This window comes from Paracoccus sp. (in: a-proteobacteria), from assembly GCF_030604785.1.
Taxonomy (GTDB): domain Bacteria; phylum Pseudomonadota; class Alphaproteobacteria; order Rhodobacterales; family Rhodobacteraceae; genus Paracoccus.
Genome location: NZ_JAUVVF010000021.1, coordinates 39,142 through 54,992, shown reverse-complemented (window position 1 = coordinate 54,992; position 15,851 = coordinate 39,142). Strand labels below are relative to the sequence as shown.

Sequence of the window (15,851 nt, the reverse complement as noted above, 5' to 3'; positions counted from 1 at the left end):
CTGCACATGATGCTGATGGCCGCGACCTTCGCGGGCCGCCCGCTCGGCCTGCCCGATCTGCAGCGGCGCTGCGATGAGGTTCATGTCCGCCTCTGCCGCCATCTCGGCCTCACCCCGCCGCGCTATCACCGGCCGGCGGCAGGGCCGCGTCTCGCGGTGTTCTGCCCGTCGCGCCGCCTGCGCAGCGCGGATCGGCGCCGGATGGCCTCGGACATCGGCACCGCCCTGATCCGGTGGCAGCCGACGAGCCTGCCCGGATTGCAAACGGCCCTCGTGGCCTCCGGCTCCCCTGTGCGGGTGGAGGAGGTCAGGAAGGCCGATTGCCGCGTGATCACGTTCAGCCTGGGGCAGACACAGGTTCCCGGCCGCGCGCTCAGCGATGAGCTGGACCGGTTCAACCTGCTGTCGATCCTGGATCATGCGAGGCGGTCCCGCCGTCTTCGCGGCCTCATCGACCGGCGTCATCTGTTGGCGGCATTGGCCTCGGCCGATGCCGCGCTGCAGGACATCTATGAAGGGATCAGGAATGACCGAAACCACCGAACCGCCGTCGCGGGTCGCGACGAGCCCCGAGATCATGCAGGCCCTGCGCCTGCTCGTGGACCGTCAGCAGGAGATCCGGCACCTCTCCGGCGAGACCTACGAGACGGTCCTGCCGCTGACCGCGCTTCTGGACCTGCTGCATCGGCCGCAGGACCAGGAGGAGCTGGGTCGGCAGCTGGCGGAAGCCCTGCGCCAGATCCTCGTGTCGGTCCAAGGGGCCGCGCGGGACACGGCAGCCCTGGTCTCGGCGCAGCGCGACCTGCGGCAGGAGGTGCGGACCCTCAGCTTGCGGCTTCAGACGATGGAGGAGGCGCAGCAGCGCCTGATCCGCGGCCAGAGCGCGCTGGACCAGGCGATCACCGCGCTCGGCGACAACCTGTTCGCAGACGAAGGCGCGCCCTAGACCTGCTCCTGCTTGCGCGGCGTATCTGTCGGGGGCTTGGTCTGGCAGCCTTCCCCGCCATCCGCCGCGGCGACCATTCCGTCATGATCGGCTTCGAGGACGACAGCGCGGTCCGCATCCACCCGGACATCGTTCTCCTGGCGCGGCCCGGCCCCTCCCGCGCGTCCATGGCGCGGAGCTTTGCGCGGGCATGGGCACAGGCGAAGCGCTGGATCAGCGGCCCCGAGGACATGGCATGGCCGAGGCCGCGCCCCGGCGGCCCCGCAACGCCGCTTGCCGGAACCGCGGAGGCGCTGCGTGCCCACATGGCCGCAAGGATGCGGGGATGCAGGCCGGTCTGCCTTGCCGAGGACCCCTCCCTGCGCCAGCGGGCAGCTGCGCTCTGGAAGGACTTTGCGGGGTCCAGTCCCGCTGTGGCCACGCAAACGGACGTGGTGCTCGTCCTGACACCACAATGCCTCGGCGCGCTGGCAACCCCGAGCGCCCGGACCCTGGAGCGGATCGAGGCGCTGTCGGCACGCCACCCCGGGATCACGGTAGCGGCCTTCCTGACACGGGACGGCGTGCCTCGCCTGCTGTCGATGGACCGGCTCAGAGAGTGTAGCGGGCCACGGAGTTTTGCAGGGCGTGACAAGAAAAACTGCAGCAAGCGGAGCTTCTGACGAGCGCCTTCAAAAGGGTTGTAATGATCCCCTAATGCTCATTCTCAGAGGTACTTTGATGCTTAATCGACTGGAGCCATTCTTCGTCTAGACCGATCTGACAGGCCGCAGCGAAGCGCTTGCCCCACGGGCTGACAGTTGCGGCGAGTCTAATGAAATTCCCCTGTGAGACGATCGCCGCTTTCCTTGCCGCATCCTCATAATGCTGCCTTTCCCGGCCGGTGTTTTCCAGAGCTCTCATGAGTTGCTCAGCACTGATGCTGCCGCGTCGTGTGTGGTTTGGCGGAAAGGACCCCGCTTTAAGTGGCTGAATAAGACCCAGCCGAAGTAGGTTCTCCGAACTCGCGGATAGTTGTTCCGGGCTCTCGATTCCTTCTAGGAGCGCCCTGATGATGGTGAGTTGTGGCCCAACCAGTGCTTCGTGCCGTCTTGCGTGTTCAGCAAAAATCTTGCTGCGCTCGACTTCTGATACATCCGGGTGGAGCGCCTCAGCACGAGTTGACAAACTTTGAGCAGAAAGAAGCCGCCGCTCGATGGCGCGAAGCTGCTCGACTAGACAGATGGCTTGAAAGAGTGCGGCGTCAGCCTCCGCAAGAAGGCCCATGGTGTTTTGGTAGGCCCGGTTCGATCCTTGTGGCAATTTAGGATCGCGGGCGCTTGCAATCAAACCGGCCCATAGCTCGGACAAGTTAGGCTCGTCGACGTCCGATATGCTTTGAATGACCGACACGGCTTCCCTCAGTGGCAAAGCTCGCGCGCTCTCCGATTTGATGCCTTTGGCTTCCATCCTCTGAACTGTGCGACCGAGGATCCGCCTTTGATTCGCCGCTCGGAACTCCTTGACTGGATCGCGCACCAGCCCCACCAGATCACCCGCCAATGCCCCAATTTCATGTAGTGCGGGTCCAATTGCTGACGAAAGCAAATCTGAAAGAGCTTCGTCTAATTTCTGACCAGGCACAGTGACTGAGAAAGAGACTGGTAAAGCCAAAGCGAATCCCCGCATGGAGTTGCAACCTGACAAAAAGTAGTCGAAACGCGGGCCGTATACGAGTCATCCGTCGTCAGCTGTCTAGGTCCCCCACCAAGGCTAAATCGGCATTGTTCGCGGGATGTGGCTTTAGCCCGCCTCCGGCAGCCGCTCAATTGCTTCGACCACAGGCAGTCCCGTGGCCTCTGCCTCGGCGTGATCCGCATAGGCCTGGCCACCCGCGATCCAGAATATCCTCGGCTCTCGATGCGGGGCAGCGACCCGGAATGCGACGACCGCCGACCAATCGGCCGCACCGGCCGCGGCGGGCGCAGCGGTCGTGATTGGATAGCCCTCGGCCAGGTGGCAGAGGATCACCCCGTCGCGGGGATCGACGGGACATTCAGCGGCGCCCGAATGACGGTGCCATTTGCCATTGCGCACGATCATAGCCAGGTCTCCATCATTTGCAGCAGCCGCGCCTGCGGGCGGCCATCGACCCAGAAAATGGCTTTCTCGAGCCATCCGACGAATTCGTGGGTGGTCGTATTGGCCGCGCCCCCGATCCGCAGGACACCGCCAAGGCTCAGACCCGCGATCTCGAACCCACGATCATTGATCGCCACCGCCACCCGGTCGCCCGTGCGCGAGATGCCGACCCGATACTGGGTCAGCGCGCGATAGGGCACGCCGCTGTCCCAAATACCTTGGTTGTTCGCGCTGTTGACGACGAACATGTTGCCATTCCCGCCCGCGCGGATGCTGATGCCGTTCGTTCCCAGCACTGCGAAGGAGGATCCTGCTGCGCCCGGAATGGCGCCGGTGCGCAGGCTGAATACGCAACTGAAATCGCCGTTCTGGGTCCAGCCGGTGTAGTTCGGCTGGAGACTTTCGGCGTTGTGGGTCGCCGTCGCCGTGTCGGGCCATGGATGCGCCCAGCCCCTGTTGGCTGCGCCCGCGCTGTATAGGCGCGGCGAGATGATCTCGGCCGGAATGCCCGACGCGCCCCGCTTGGGCGTGTCCATGGCCGCCACGCTAGCCGCATAGATCGCCACATCCTCGAGGCCGCCGACCGGCACCAGGCCGCGCACGAAAAGCGTCCAGATGCCACCGGGGCGCGGGATCATCTGCGCCGCAGCCCCGTCGAAAGCCTGAACCTGTCCCGTCCGCAAGTTGAAATTCGCATGGCCCGTGCCGGCCGATCCGACCTGTACGATGCCCGACCCGCGCGCATCTATGCTGGTGTAGAGGTTCGTCCCTGCCGTCGCGATGGCCGAGGTCGCGAATGTGACGCTGGCCTCGCCCGCGCCCGAGGGTGTGAGCGAATACCACTGCTGCCAAGGCTCGGCCGCGCTGCCCGAGGGCGCGATGACTGCACCGACTGCCGTGCCATTGGTCAGAACCTGCCGCTGCGAACTCACCACCCGCTGAGTATAGGCACCCTCGATCCGCAGCCCGAGAGGAAGCCCTGACCGCGCATCGAATTCCCGCCGGGTCCAGCGCGCGGCGGTCGTGCGCTGGATGACCCCGTCCTGGTCATAGTAAAAACCCGGCGTCAAACTGGCCGTTGTCAGAAAGACAGGGCTGGTATTGTCCACCGTCGCAAGACCCGCGGGGGTAAGGTGCAGACCGGTCATAAAATCGGCATAGGCCGCTGCGTCAGGCGGCAGCGGCGCCCGTGGAGGTATCGGATTGCGCCCGGGGAAAGAGACGTCGGAGACAAGTTGCAATGCCATAATCAGCCCTCCTGCGGCCCGCCAAGGCCGGCTGTCCACGTAGCGGATGCCCGTGATCCGGACATCCGGCTGTTCCTGAAAACCAGATCGTTTGCACTGGCTTGCTCTTTGCCGAGCGAGGCCTGCGCGGCGTTACCCTCGCACCGGGAGTGGTCGATAATGCGACGAGTGATTGCCGGTTCAGACTGCAGTGCCATGTGTCAGATCCCCGGGTTGCGGCCAAAGGTGACGCCGCTCTGGGCGCCGGTCAGGCTGATCGGCGAGACGCCGAAGCCGTGGTTTTCAGCGATATCCACGCCCGTCAGGGCGCCTGTCCCGGTGATCGACGCGGTCGGCGCACTCTCCGCGACCGTGTTGTAGATCTCGTTCCCGAAGATCCGGCCACCCCGCACTGCGCCGTTCACGCGGATCCCCGCGCCCTGGTTATCAACCAGGCTTGCCCCCTTGATCACGAGACCCGCATAGGACCCCGCGTTGACCCGGATGCCGTCGCCCGCGTTCTGGGCAATGTAATCGCCGTTGAACTGGGTGCCGATCAGATCGCTCGTGACATTGCGCGAGATCGAGATGCCGTGCCGACCGTTGCGGTGGATATTGTTCCCGCTGGTCTGGATGCCGCGACGCGGCGCAGGCCCCGGCGCGATCAGGTGGATGCCGTCAATCAGGTTTCCAAAAATCTGGTTTCCGATGATCCGAGTATACTCACCAGGATGCGGCACGTTCGAGGTGGGCGAACCGCCCAGGGTGCCACGATCCAGCGCGACCCCGTATTCCTTGTTGTTGTAGAGCTGACAGTTCGCGATGATCATGCCGCTGCCACCTGCATCGGTGACGCCGAAAGCGTTCTCGCGGCAGATCAGCTCCGAGAAAATCACGCCAATGGCCTCGTGGACCGACGACCCGCCCGCTTGGCGCTCGACGAAAGCGCCGTTGTTGCGGTTGTTCTCGCTGATGCAGCGCGAAACGATGACGCGCTCCTCCGGGAATCGCCCGGTGCCGAGGCCGATCCCGGACGACCCGCCCGCGACCACATCGTCGGGGGTGCCGCGCCCGTTGCCCTGCAGCAGGCAGTCGGTATACCAGACGTCCCTCGCCATGTCGTTGCCAAGGCCGGTGGCCCAAGCATCGTGGCACCAGACGCGCTCGAAGAAGCACTCCCGATAGTCGATGATGTAGGTGCCTTTGGTGCGCGCCGAAGGTCCGCCACCGCCCTGGTTGGCGCAGTCGATCTCGACGTCGAACATCGAGAAGCGGAAAAGCGTCTGCGGATTGAGGTCGCGCCGGAAAGCGGCGTGCTGGTTGAACGGCAGAAAGCGCGCGCGGCCCCAGCCCGCGCCCTGGATGATGACATTCGAACGCGGCTCGACCGACCCGCCCTCGATCCGATAAACCCCCGGCGGGAAATAGATCACACCCGGCCCGCTGGTCGCCGCCGAGGCGCTGACGAAATCCAGCGCCGCCTGGATCTGTGTGCGGGCATTCGTGATCCCGTCATTCGGAATGGCGAAGTCCAGCACCGCATCATAGACCCGGCGGCGCGCGAGGATCGCGTCCACGGCGCGCTGCGCCTTGCCGTCCGTCTCGCCGATCTGGCGATAGGCACGCCTGAAATGGTCTTGAACTGACACGCCGCCCAGGCTGGGCAGATGCAGGCCACCTCCGAAATCGACATGCTCATGCGCCACGAACTCTGCGCTCGTGCTGCGCCGGATCGCGGGCGCATCCACGATCTGGACATTGGGCGGGCGCTCGGTCGAGGTGATGCGCCAGAAACCCGTCGCGGGGTCCAGATCCAGCGTCAGGGGCGGCCCGGAGAACAGCCCACCAACCGGCACCACATCACCAGTGTAGGTGCGGACTGGCACGGACGTCAGCCCGTTGATCGACAGTCGGACATTGGTGTTGGCATTGACGGCTGGGGCCTGCAATTGCACCCGCGTCAGGCTGGCGGGCGTGACACCCAAAGCAGCAAGAGCTGCAGGGATTTCGCCGAAGATCGTATCTCCGACCTGCGTTACATTGACCAGCCGAACCCTCGCAGTCGCGTCCAGAACTGTGGAGATCGTTGCCGCCCGGGCACTGGCCTCGGCTGCCAGTTCGACATGGGTGACATCGCCGCGCACGACCAAGACCTGGCTACCCGATCGGCGCAGCACGTAGCCCCGGTTCGCGACGATCCAGCCGGTCGGCAGGGTGCTGCCATCCCCACGCCGCATGCCGCGGGAGACATTGAGGCCGATGGTCAACGAGGGGTTCGGCCCAGCATTCGTTGCCGGCGCGACCCACAAGAACTCAGCCCCGTCTCCGATGTCTGTCAGCCCGATGGCGGCAAAGCGGCTGTCGATGGCCGCGGAATACGTGTTTGAACCGCTGGCATAGCTGTTCGAAGACAGCCTGATGGGTCCGCCCGTGTTCACGGCCGATCGAAGTGGCCCGGTCTCGGATGTGAGCATCGCCTGGACCTCATCGATCGACGACAGGCGCCGCGCCACGCCCCACCGCGCCCCCGATGGGAAGAGAGGATCGACCGAGGATGCAGTGCGCCCGCGGACGGCCACGCCATAGCTTTCAACGGTCAGAATGTGGGTGATCCCGGAGGGCAACGCCTGAGCGTTCGCCTCTGCTTCAGCGCGCGTTCCGTAGGCACGGACGCCGAAGCTGTTCAGAGAGACGACGATGTCATCAAGCAGCGAAAGCTCAAGTGCGCCTGTGGGCAAGTCGCCGATGCGGCTCCAGCTGCCGCTGCCGCTGTTTCCAGACTTCTTGTAGACCCCGTTGAAGGCGGTGTTTCCGTCCGCTCGCACATATCCGATGGCTCCTGCAGGCCAGTTCAGATCGGCAAAAAGCTGCGAACGCTGCGCATAGGTCGGCCCCATCAGCGCCGCGATCAGGGCCACGAGCCTGTCAATCGGGATCCGCCGGGTGTTTCCCCCGGAATTTCCCAGGACGTCATCCACGGTCGTGGAGGTGGGGAGATTTGACGTCGCGACTCCGGTCATGTGCTCGATCCTCTATGCAGACGAGCAAACCGTTACGCGCGCGCGCGAGACAGGGGCCGGGGGATGCTGTTTCGAGGGTCAGGTCACGTCGATCACGAACGGCCCCGCGATCGGGCCAGGAACGCCGTCACGGTTCTGCGGCTCGACCCAGACATAGTGCAGGCCTGCCCCGAGTGTGGCGGCGGTTTCCAGATAAACCACGATGTCCGATACTGCGCCATCGAACAGGGAACCCGCCAGCAGCTCAAATCGCGTATTGCCCGACACCGCGTCCAGACGCCCGGTCGCCCGGCCATTCGCACTGACCACGCTGCCGGACACCGTGCTTCCACCTGCAAGACGCGGGGTCAGGTTGCCGTTAGTTCGTCCCGAGACCGTCAGACCATAGCGGTAGCTGCGCCCGGAGATCAGATCGATGTTCTGCCCGATAGCATCGACGCTGCCCGGTGCATGAGTGAGGGTGCTGCCCAAGGCCGACCAGCCGCTGTCGCCAGCCCAGGCCCCCGTCAGCAGGTTGCGCCGCGTGGTGTCCCCCAGACGCAAGGTGATCGTTTGCAGCGGCTCGACCGAGACCGGGTTTCGGATCTTGTGCTGGGCGCGATCCAGCACCGGGGTGCGCGCCCGGTAAAGCTGGATCCGCTCGGTCCCGACATCAGTGCCGGTCGTGATGTCGACGAATGCCCCGCCCAGGACGGTCGTGATCTGGATGGCCTGCGGGTCCAGAGCTGCCGGGATCGGTGATCCTGCCGCGCCGACGGTGATCGGCACGGTCGCACCGTAAGGCCCGCTGACATTGGCCGATGACACGGCCCGCGCGCGCAGCTGGATGGCGGTGCCGTTCTGATACGCGGTGATAAGCCCGCCGCCATTGGCAGCCGGGATTTCGATGGCCGTCCAGGTGCTGCCACCAGCAAGGCGATGCTCGACGACATAGGACGCCACGCTGATCGGGCCGGGGCCGGGTTCTATGAGATAGCTCACTGACCCTGGCGCGGCCGGATCGAATGAGATCGAGGTGAAGCGCGGCGCAGCCGGCGCCAGCAGGCTTTCATCGACCTCGGCCCCGACCCGCCCCGACCAGGCGGGGACGCTGTCCTGCGCCAGCAGCGTGTCGATCTGTGGCGCGGCAGGGACGAGATGCAGGATCGAGGCCATGTCCTGGGCCGCCTCGACGCCAGTGACGATGCAGGAAAACGTCTCGGTGCTGGCGCGTCCGAAATAGACCAGATCGCCCGGCATCGGCGTGCCGCCATTGCCCTGCAGCGTGATGACCGAGGTCTGGCCGGGCTCGGCCGCGACCGGCCGGACGACAGAGGTGCCGATACTGTCCGAGGCATTGGCGAAGACGCGGAAGCGGACGCCGTAGTTCTGACCGGCCTCGATCGTCACCTCATCCTCGAGATGCAGTTGCGCCCCGACGATGCTGCGGACCCGGCTCGCCATCTGGACGCGGTCGAGGATGTGATGGCTCAGCGCCACGGTATCGCCCCGGGTGGCGACACGGGCGGGACCGTCCTGGGTGACCTGCAAGCGATCCGGACGATGGATCACCTCGTACATGCGCCGCCGGGCCTCTCGCCAGATTTCGGCGGGGTCGGTTTTGCCAGGCATGTCCAGCGCTTCGGTCTCTGTAATCGGTCCCGAATAGCCGGGCCAGCGGATCAGGCGCTCGGCAGGCTTCCAGTCGTTGGTCTGGTCAAAGAACGTGCACCGGAAGGCATGAGGCGGGCGCAGATAGCTGCGCGAGGTTGAAAACGACCAGCTGTTGCGCGGCCCGATATGGTCCACGACCAGATCGGAGGGCCGGTCGATCACCACGCCCCATTTGAGGCCGTCATGACGCGGCGAGGCGCGGCCTGCGGCCGCAATCTCGGTCAGCACATCGCGCAGGACCGTGCCGCTCTGATCGAGGATGCGGTCATATTTGAGGCCCCGTATCCGGCAGAAATCGTGCCAGTCCTCAAGCAGGGGCAGATCAAGCTCGGCATTGGTAACCGGGCGGGGATTGGACGGATGCTGCAGAACGTGGCGGAACAAGGCGGCAGGGTTCGACGTCTGCCGCTCGACCCAAAGGCCCGTCGTATGTTCGTAATCAAGGCACAGGCCCGCGCCGATCGCGTTCAGGCTGTCGAGGTTGCCCGAAAGCTGATGTGTGGCCCGCGCGCGGACGGCGACCAGAGCCAGGGGCCTTGTATGGTTGAGCGGATATTCGGGACGCCGCGTCTGCAGCGCGGCCCAGGTAACGCGGCGCTGGACCTTCGTGTCGGTCGTCTCGTCCGTCAGCATGGTCAGCCGGATCTGCCAGCGCCCGCGGGTCGGGAAAGACCAGCTGTGCTGGCGATAGAACAACTCCAGCTTCTTGGCGCGGATCGCCAGCGTGGTGACGGTCTGCCAGGCCTCGGCGTCGATCCGGCGCTGTTCGATCCGGATGCTGACGCTTTCATGCCGCTGATCGCCATCATCGTTGAACCGGACGAGGCCAGCGGGGAAGGACAGGATCACCGATGCGCCACGCGCATCGACGCCTGTCGTCCGCACTACGGGCTTCTCGATTGCGGGTCCGCTGGCCACTTCTCCGGCGCTGTCGCGCGGCAGCGGCCTGACCAGTTCGACGCCAACGGCCTCTTCGAGGATCTGGCGGGTGATGATGGTCTGGGGCAGATCGCTGGCGCGGCCGTCGCGGATCTCGACCTGAACATCCTCGAACTCCTCGATCGAGGTCTCGCCGATCCGCAGGTCGCTGATCTGGACTGGCCCTTCACCCATGCAGAAGACCGCCCGGATATACTGCTCGTCACCCACGATCTCGGAATGGCTGAAACAGGCGAAGGGTGGCGCGCAACGATGACGGCCGAGAACCACGGGCACGGCGCCGTCCGGGTCCAGCCGGTTCTGCCAGCCCGCGATCGTGTAGCGCGCCTGTGCGTCCCGGCTTTCGGGCTTCACGGGCGGGATCAAGGCCGAAAGCAAAAGGTTTCCGACCAGGGTGACGCCGGTGGAAAGCAAGGCCGTTCCGATCGCCGCGCCGAACTTGCCGGACAGCCCCAGTGCGGCGGCGAAGGGAGCGCCGTAGATCGTGGCGACTGCCAGCGCAGCCACGGCAATAGCGATGGACAGGACCGCCTTGATGGCGCCCTTTCCGGCGATCACCCGGACGACGACGCGGATGCCGGGGCGCGGGCGGACGCGATGCCACAATTCCGGCGCGATCACCTCTGCCCCCCGCTCGCTGACCAGGCTGACGCGGCAGCGGCTGCGATCGGTCTCGCCTGCGGCGGGCAGCGCTGCATCGAGGATCTCGGCGATAGACATGCCGGCACTGCATTGCAGGGAAATGCGGCCCGCACCCGGGTCGAAATGCGGCGCGGCCAGGACGTCGATGCTGCCGGTCATCGCTTCGCCTCGGTGATGATCTGGACGGGCCTTTGATGGGGGCTTGAACGGTGGCGCCAATGGCCCTGCAAGCGATGCGACCATGGCCCGCTGCGGTAATCCGCCAGCTTCGCGCAATCCTCTTCCTGCATGTGGATCATCAGCCCGTGACGGATGACGATGCCGACATGGCTGGACAGCCGCCCGCGCCGGAACACGGCCAGGTCGAAAGCAAGGGCGGGGCCGTTGACAGGCACCCAAAGCGGCGAGGCCTCTTCTCCGGCGATCAAGGCAGCGATCTCGGCATGCTCGTCTGCGGAGGAATAGGCCCCCAGATAATCCGGCAGGCTGATCCCCAACTCCTCGCGGTAGATCACGCAGGCGAGGCCATAGCAGTCGCAACCCGCCGGGCTGCGGCCGAATTCCTCGAAGGGGATGCCGACAAAGCGATTGGACCAGCTCATAGGTGCAGCCCCGGGAAACGGTCGCGGCTCATGCGCCCGGCCGGGAAGAACTCGTTCTCGATCTCCTCGCGGCTGATGGTCAGGATGATCTCGCCTGCATCGGCATCGACGGTCGTGATCAGCAGGTTCGACCACTCGGCTTCGACCACATCGGGACTTGAGGCCAGCACCACGGCCATGCGGATCGTGGGCGGGGTCGTGATGCTGCGGACCGTTTGAACGATGTCGTGATCCAGCGCCTCGATGGCGATCTGCGCGGCGGCTGGTGCGTCTTCCAGATCGCTCGGCAGGATCGCATCGGCAATGGCCCAGAGATAGGGCTCAAGCAGCGGGTTCGCACCCGCCCAGCTGGACCGTGTCCCGTAGACGGTCGGGTCAGTCAACAGCCTTTCGGTGTTGTCGGTTGACAGCCGGATCGGCGTGGGCAGGCTGGGATGATCGATGCGGAACAGCGCGACATAGATCTCGTCGGTGTTCGCTTCCTCTTGCGCCAGCCGCGCGTTCATCGAGATCCGTCTCATGGCAGCACCCAGATGTTGAAGGTCTTGCGGAATTGCGTCTGGAACACGATCGTCTCACTGGGCGGCGGGTCGCCAAAGACACACAGCCAGCGCTCGGCCAGCAGCAACGGGGTCCCCCGACTGGTCAACGGCAGCCCCGCGCTCGACAGCAGCGGCCAGCCATGCGTCGTCGGGTCCGGCATGCGGAATTCGCGGCTGCCATGCGCGCAGGTGACCTCGTAGAAGCTGTCGAACAGCGCCTTTTCATTGCGCGTCACGACCAGCGACAGCGAGACGCCCCGCGCCACACTGGAGAACCGGCGGCGATAGCTGGGCGGTCCCGCCTCGTTCGGACGGCGGATGCGCGGATCCTGCGGCTGGATCTGCCAGCCTGGGCGCTCGAAGCGGTTCAGTGCGGCGGGCCATTCGGGGATCATCGCGGAATTCCCTGCTTGCGGACCCCGTAACGGGCCTCGATCGAACGCCCGAACGGATTGCCCGGCTGACCGGCGGCGGCGGCCATCTGGCGCCCGATCGTCATGGTCAGGGTCGGATTGCCGCGGCTGTCAGTGCCTTGCTCGGCTTGCACCCCCCCTGAGTAATCCTGGACGATCACTGTCATCGGACCTTGCTGGCCCTGACCGATGATCACGGGCTGCGAGGCCTGCGAGGCGATGGCGGAGAGGTTCGAGATCAACGCGCCCGCATTTTCCAGCGCGCGCGAGGTCATGATCTCCTCCCCGTCGCGGACCATGGTCAGCCGCTCATCGGTCCGCATCCGGTCACCGAACCCGCCCAGATTATAGCTGCGCATCACCCCGGGCGAGCCGGTATGGTTGGTGCTGACGGGCGCGGCGGCCCCGGGCACCCCAAGCGCGCTGCCGATGGCGCCGGTGATCCACGAGCTGAACCCGTTCATCAGCGGGGCGACGGTCTGCTGGTATTGCAGCCGCAGGAATTGCTCGAGCGTGAAATCGATCAGATCCTGAACGCTCAGCTTGCCAGAGCGGCCAAAGGCGACAAAGGCATCCTCGCCCTGCTTGGCCCATCCCGTCACCAGATCCTCGGCCACGTCTGCCCAGGTCTTCATGTCGTCCTCGACCTTGATCAGCGCGCGCTCGACACCCGCCGCCCAGTCCTCGCGGCGCGCCAGATCATCCTCATAGGCCTTGCGCAGGCGCTCCTGATAGATCGTCTCGACATCGGCCGCGAACTGCGCGTAGCCGTCACGGGTCGCGTTCAACTGCTCCAGCGCCTTTTCCCGCCACGCGGCAGCGGCCGCGATATCGGCCTCGTAGGATGGCTTCAGGCGCGCAAGCTCGGCAGTGATCGACGCCCCGGCAGACGCCGCCGACCGACCCGCGCCACCGCGATCCCCGCCGGTACCGCCACGACCAGGACGATTGGCCTCTTGCTCGCGCCGCCTCGCCTCCTCACGGGCAGCGGCCAGTTGTGCTTCTTGATCTACCCCGGCATTTTCCCACCAGTTCCGTGCCATCGCCGCGGCTCTTTCAAGCGGGTTACTTGCAGCCATGATCCGCGCGCCTTGCTCCGCCTCCCTGCGCAGTTGCTGACCCCTGGCGGCTGCATCCGCGATGGTCCCGCCTGCATTAAGAACCTGAAGCTCGGCCGCCCGCGCGGCGCGATCAACGACGCCACCGGCCAGAGCGTTAAGGCTTGCGAGGATACCGCCGATCTCACCCTTCACGTCGGCCATGCGTGCTGCCCAGGTTGCAGTCGCATCCGTGAGCTCCTGCTTGCGGTCGTAGGCGGCCATCAACTGATCCAGCGCTTCGCCGGCGATGCCGTTGCGCTCCAACTCCAGCGCGATGTTCTCGCGCGCGATGCGCTGCTCTTCCAGCGCGGCTTGCCGGCTATCGGCGCCGAACCGGGCGCGCGTCTCTGCCAGAGACAGTTCCTGTTCGGCCAGACGGGTCCGCTCTGCAATCTCAGCGCGGAGCGCTTCAGCACGGGCAGTACCATTGAAATCCGCCTCCATCTGGGAGGCGGCCTGCGCCAAGTCGCGCAGCGTCTTCAACATCGTTTCAAGCTCGGCCGACATCTGCTCGAACGGGGCATCGCTTGTGAAATCGTTGATCAGCGCCGTGATCTCTTCCTGCACCCGCTTGACATCGCCGTCCCCGAGCAATTGGTCGATGAGGCTCCGGCGGGCGGTGAAATCGTCGTAGGACGGCCCGCGGCCGCCCGTCATTCGCGAGAAATTCCGCGCGGTGAAACTATCCAGCGTTTCGTCCATGCTGGCGGAAGTTCCAGTGGTGCCAAGAAGCGTCGAGACCCTTTGCAGGATCGTGGGCTTGGTATCCTCGGTCAGCAGGCTGTCGAGACTTTCGCGCATCGATCGAAGCTGCGCTGCGCGATCGAGATCAAGCATGGCCTCGGTCATTTCCCGGACGGAGGACGTCATGTCACCGAAGGTAAAGCTGAGGTTTTCGTCCCGAAGGAGCTTGAGACTTTCACGCACAGCCGAACTTGCCTCGTCCAGCCGCCCCATGCGCTCATCCAGCGTCCCCGCCGCATCGCCACTTTTCAGCAGCATGGTCACCAGCGGCGCGCCGACTGCGACCACCGCGCCCATCACGGCGCCGAGAATGCCGAAGCCTCCCAGCAGCTGCGGCAATTGCTGCGCCAGTGCCAGCGAGGCCGATTGCCCGGCCTGAACCTGCACCGCGAAATCCGCGATCTGATAGCTGGCATTCTGGACGCCCATGCCCATGGACATGCCGCCGCGCTGCACCGCCTGCTGCTGAGCCTCATAGAGGGTCATCACCCGGGTCGCCTCTTCCTGGGTGATGATGTTCATGCGCACCGCGCGCTGCAGCTGCTGCTGGGTGCGTTCCAGATCGGCGGTGGCGCGGGCGGCCGGGTCCAGCGCCAGCGTTAGCTGACGGATGGCTGCAGCCTCTTCCTCGATCGCCCGCTCCATGGCGCGGGCGCTTTGCGCGGCCGGGGACTGGCTTTGGACGAATGACCGGTGGCCTGCCTCCAGACGCTGCAGCGTGGCCGAGGCCTCGGTATTGGTGATGACGCCTGCCGACAGGACGCGATCCACGATTGCCTGGCTCTGGGCCAGTTCGCGCTGTGCGCGGATGACGGGGTTGTGGCTTTCGGCCAGTGCCTGATAGGCGCGGGCGGCCTGCTCGGCCTGGGCGCGGGTGCGGGCGGCATAGACGTCGCCATCGGGCGACAGGCCCGCCACAGGCACCACGGGGGCCAGCGCCCGGGCTGCGCGCTCGCGGGCGGCGGCGGCCTCGTTGGCGGTGATGGCGCTGATACGCTCGGCACGGGCGATGGCATCAAGGGCCTCTTCATAACGCTTGGACTCGGCGTAAAGCGGGCTGAACACGCGCCGGACCTCGTCCAGAGCCTCGCCATAGACGCGCGCCTCGACGGTGGCCTGCATCATCTCGTCCACTGCCGCCGAGACCGTATCGCCAAGCCCTGACACGGTCTGGCGCAGGCCGTCTGCCGCAGTTTCGGCGATGCGGAACTCTCCGGCATCGAAGACGCCGGAGACAGCAGGGTTGATGGCGGGCGACGGGGTGGCGAAGCTGCCGCGCCCCTGTGCTGCCGCCTGGCGGCGAACCTCCAGGGCGCGCTTTTCGGCTGCTACCAGATCGTCCTGGTGCAGTGCGGCCTTCGCGGCAGCGGCAGCCATGCCCTCAAGGGCCTGCCGCTGCGCCCCGGCCGAGTTGTTGATCGCATTGGCGGTGGTTTCGCCCTCGCGCCGCAGGTCGCGCAAGCCATCCTTGCTGCGGCGCATCTCGGTCACGAGGCCGTTCGCATCGGCTGTGACCGTCAACCGGGCGCGCATGTCGGTGCTCATGGATCGGTCCTCATCAGCTTGAGGGCCTCGCGCTCGATGATCGCGAGGCCGTCGAAAAGGCGGGCATCAGGGGTGATGCCCAACCACCTCGCGGCAACATCGGCTGCGACCAGGTCGATGGCGATCGGGCGCATCCCGCCCAGACCGGCAGGCCCCATGCGCCATTGCCCGGCGCTGGCCAGCACAAGCCGGATCAGCGGACGTTCCGACATGGGCAGCACGATTGCGTCTTCCTCGACGCCCATCATCGCGCGTGCGGTCTTCACGGCATCCGGGCGGCTCAGCCCGCCCTCTGCCATCAGATCGCCGACCAGCGCTTCGTTCACGGCAGCGCCGCCCCAGATGGCCCGGGCGGCGC

Annotated in this window: 13 protein-coding genes; 2 read left to right on the top strand and 11 right to left on the bottom strand. The window is 65.8% G+C overall.

All coding sequences use genetic code 11. The features are described from left to right. Positions 1-465 (bottom strand): hypothetical protein (locus QAR72_RS08760; protein WP_304616990.1); only part of this gene is annotated, 465 nt, incomplete at its 3' end. 61 nt (positions 466-526) lie between these two features. Between QAR72_RS08760 and QAR72_RS08755 the strand changes: the two genes are divergently transcribed. Both QAR72_RS08755 and QAR72_RS08750 read left to right on the top strand, forming a co-directional pair. Then, positions 527-946 carry a hypothetical protein gene (locus QAR72_RS08755; protein ID WP_304616989.1) on the top strand — a complete coding sequence of 140 codons (420 nt, stop codon included), beginning with the start codon at positions 527-529 and terminating at the stop codon, positions 944-946. Between the two features lie 83 nt (positions 947-1,029). Then, complete coding sequence (locus QAR72_RS08750) at positions 1,030-1,608, top strand: hypothetical protein (RefSeq protein WP_304616988.1); 579 nt, start codon at positions 1,030-1,032, stop codon at positions 1,606-1,608. Between the two features lie 31 nt (positions 1,609-1,639). Here QAR72_RS08750 and QAR72_RS08745 read toward each other — a convergent pair whose 3' ends face one another. The 10 genes from QAR72_RS08745 to QAR72_RS08700 all read right to left on the bottom strand — a co-directional run bounded on the left by QAR72_RS08745 (position 1,640) and on the right by QAR72_RS08700 (position 15,819). Then, the gene (locus tag QAR72_RS08745) at positions 1,640-2,614 is read right to left on the bottom strand and encodes an Abi-alpha family protein (RefSeq protein ID WP_304616987.1); all 975 of its coding nucleotides are present in this window, start codon (positions 2,612-2,614) and stop codon (positions 1,640-1,642) included. Positions 2,615-2,728: 114 nt separating this feature from the next. Beyond that, positions 2,729-3,028, bottom strand: coding sequence for a hypothetical protein (locus QAR72_RS08740; RefSeq protein WP_304616986.1), 300 nt, complete (start codon positions 3,026-3,028; stop codon positions 2,729-2,731). Beyond that, positions 3,025-4,314 carry a hypothetical protein gene (locus QAR72_RS08735; protein WP_304616985.1) on the bottom strand — a complete coding sequence of 430 codons (1,290 nt, stop codon included), beginning with the start codon at positions 4,312-4,314 and terminating at the stop codon, positions 3,025-3,027. The genes QAR72_RS08740 and QAR72_RS08735 overlap by 4 nt, the downstream gene beginning before the upstream one ends. Before the next feature lie 200 nt (positions 4,315-4,514). After that, positions 4,515-7,313, bottom strand: coding sequence for a right-handed parallel beta-helix repeat-containing protein (locus QAR72_RS08730; protein WP_304616984.1), 2,799 nt, complete (start codon positions 7,311-7,313; stop codon positions 4,515-4,517). Between the two features lie 78 nt (positions 7,314-7,391). Then, positions 7,392-10,706, bottom strand: coding sequence for a TipJ family phage tail tip protein (gpJ, locus tag QAR72_RS08725; RefSeq protein ID WP_304616983.1), 3,315 nt, complete (start codon positions 10,704-10,706; stop codon positions 7,392-7,394). After that, positions 10,703-11,149, bottom strand: coding sequence for a C40 family peptidase (locus QAR72_RS08720; protein ID WP_304616982.1), 447 nt, complete (start codon positions 11,147-11,149; stop codon positions 10,703-10,705). Before QAR72_RS08720 ends, gpJ begins: the two co-directional genes overlap by 4 nt. Beyond that, entirely contained in the window at positions 11,146-11,670 is a 525-nt protein-coding gene (locus QAR72_RS08715; RefSeq protein ID WP_304616981.1) for a hypothetical protein, read from the bottom strand. Before QAR72_RS08715 ends, QAR72_RS08720 begins: the two co-directional genes overlap by 4 nt. Then, the gene (locus QAR72_RS08710; protein ID WP_304616980.1) at positions 11,667-12,086 is read right to left on the bottom strand and encodes a hypothetical protein; all 420 of its coding nucleotides are present in this window, start codon (positions 12,084-12,086) and stop codon (positions 11,667-11,669) included. Before QAR72_RS08710 ends, QAR72_RS08715 begins: the two co-directional genes overlap by 4 nt. Beyond that, on the bottom strand, positions 12,083-15,493 hold the full coding sequence (locus tag QAR72_RS08705; protein WP_304616979.1) for a phage tail tape measure C-terminal domain-containing protein: 3,411 nt from the start codon (positions 15,491-15,493) through the stop codon (positions 12,083-12,085). Before QAR72_RS08705 ends, QAR72_RS08710 begins: the two co-directional genes overlap by 4 nt. After that, a complete protein-coding gene (locus tag QAR72_RS08700) occupies positions 15,490-15,819 on the bottom strand; it encodes a hypothetical protein (RefSeq protein ID WP_304616978.1) in 330 nt (109 codons plus the stop codon). Before QAR72_RS08700 ends, QAR72_RS08705 begins: the two co-directional genes overlap by 4 nt. Positions 15,820-15,851: the final 32 nt, after the last annotated feature.

Excerpts from the sequence above, each read along its gene's own strand:
- QAR72_RS08755 (WP_304616989.1), top strand. The coding sequence starts at position 527 with ATGACCGAAACCACCGAACCGCCGTCGCGGGTCGCGACGAGCCCCGAG.
- QAR72_RS08750 (WP_304616988.1), top strand. The coding sequence starts at position 1,030 with ATGATCGGCTTCGAGGACGACAGCGCGGTCCGCATCCACCCGGACATC.
- QAR72_RS08745 (WP_304616987.1), bottom strand. The coding sequence starts at position 2,614 with ATGCGGGGATTCGCTTTGGCTTTACCAGTCTCTTTCTCAGTCACTGTG.
- QAR72_RS08740 (WP_304616986.1), bottom strand. The coding sequence starts at position 3,028 with ATGATCGTGCGCAATGGCAAATGGCACCGTCATTCGGGCGCCGCTGAA.
- QAR72_RS08735 (WP_304616985.1), bottom strand. The coding sequence starts at position 4,314 with ATGGCATTGCAACTTGTCTCCGACGTCTCTTTCCCCGGGCGCAATCCG.
- QAR72_RS08730 (WP_304616984.1), bottom strand. The coding sequence starts at position 7,313 with ATGACCGGAGTCGCGACGTCAAATCTCCCCACCTCCACGACCGTGGAT.
- gpJ (WP_304616983.1), bottom strand. The coding sequence starts at position 10,706 with ATGACCGGCAGCATCGACGTCCTGGCCGCGCCGCATTTCGACCCGGGT.
- QAR72_RS08720 (WP_304616982.1), bottom strand. The coding sequence starts at position 11,149 with ATGAGCTGGTCCAATCGCTTTGTCGGCATCCCCTTCGAGGAATTCGGC.
- QAR72_RS08715 (WP_304616981.1), bottom strand. The coding sequence starts at position 11,670 with ATGAGACGGATCTCGATGAACGCGCGGCTGGCGCAAGAGGAAGCGAAC.
- QAR72_RS08710 (WP_304616980.1), bottom strand. The coding sequence starts at position 12,086 with ATGATCCCCGAATGGCCCGCCGCACTGAACCGCTTCGAGCGCCCAGGC.
- QAR72_RS08705 (WP_304616979.1), bottom strand. The coding sequence starts at position 15,493 with ATGAGCACCGACATGCGCGCCCGGTTGACGGTCACAGCCGATGCGAAC.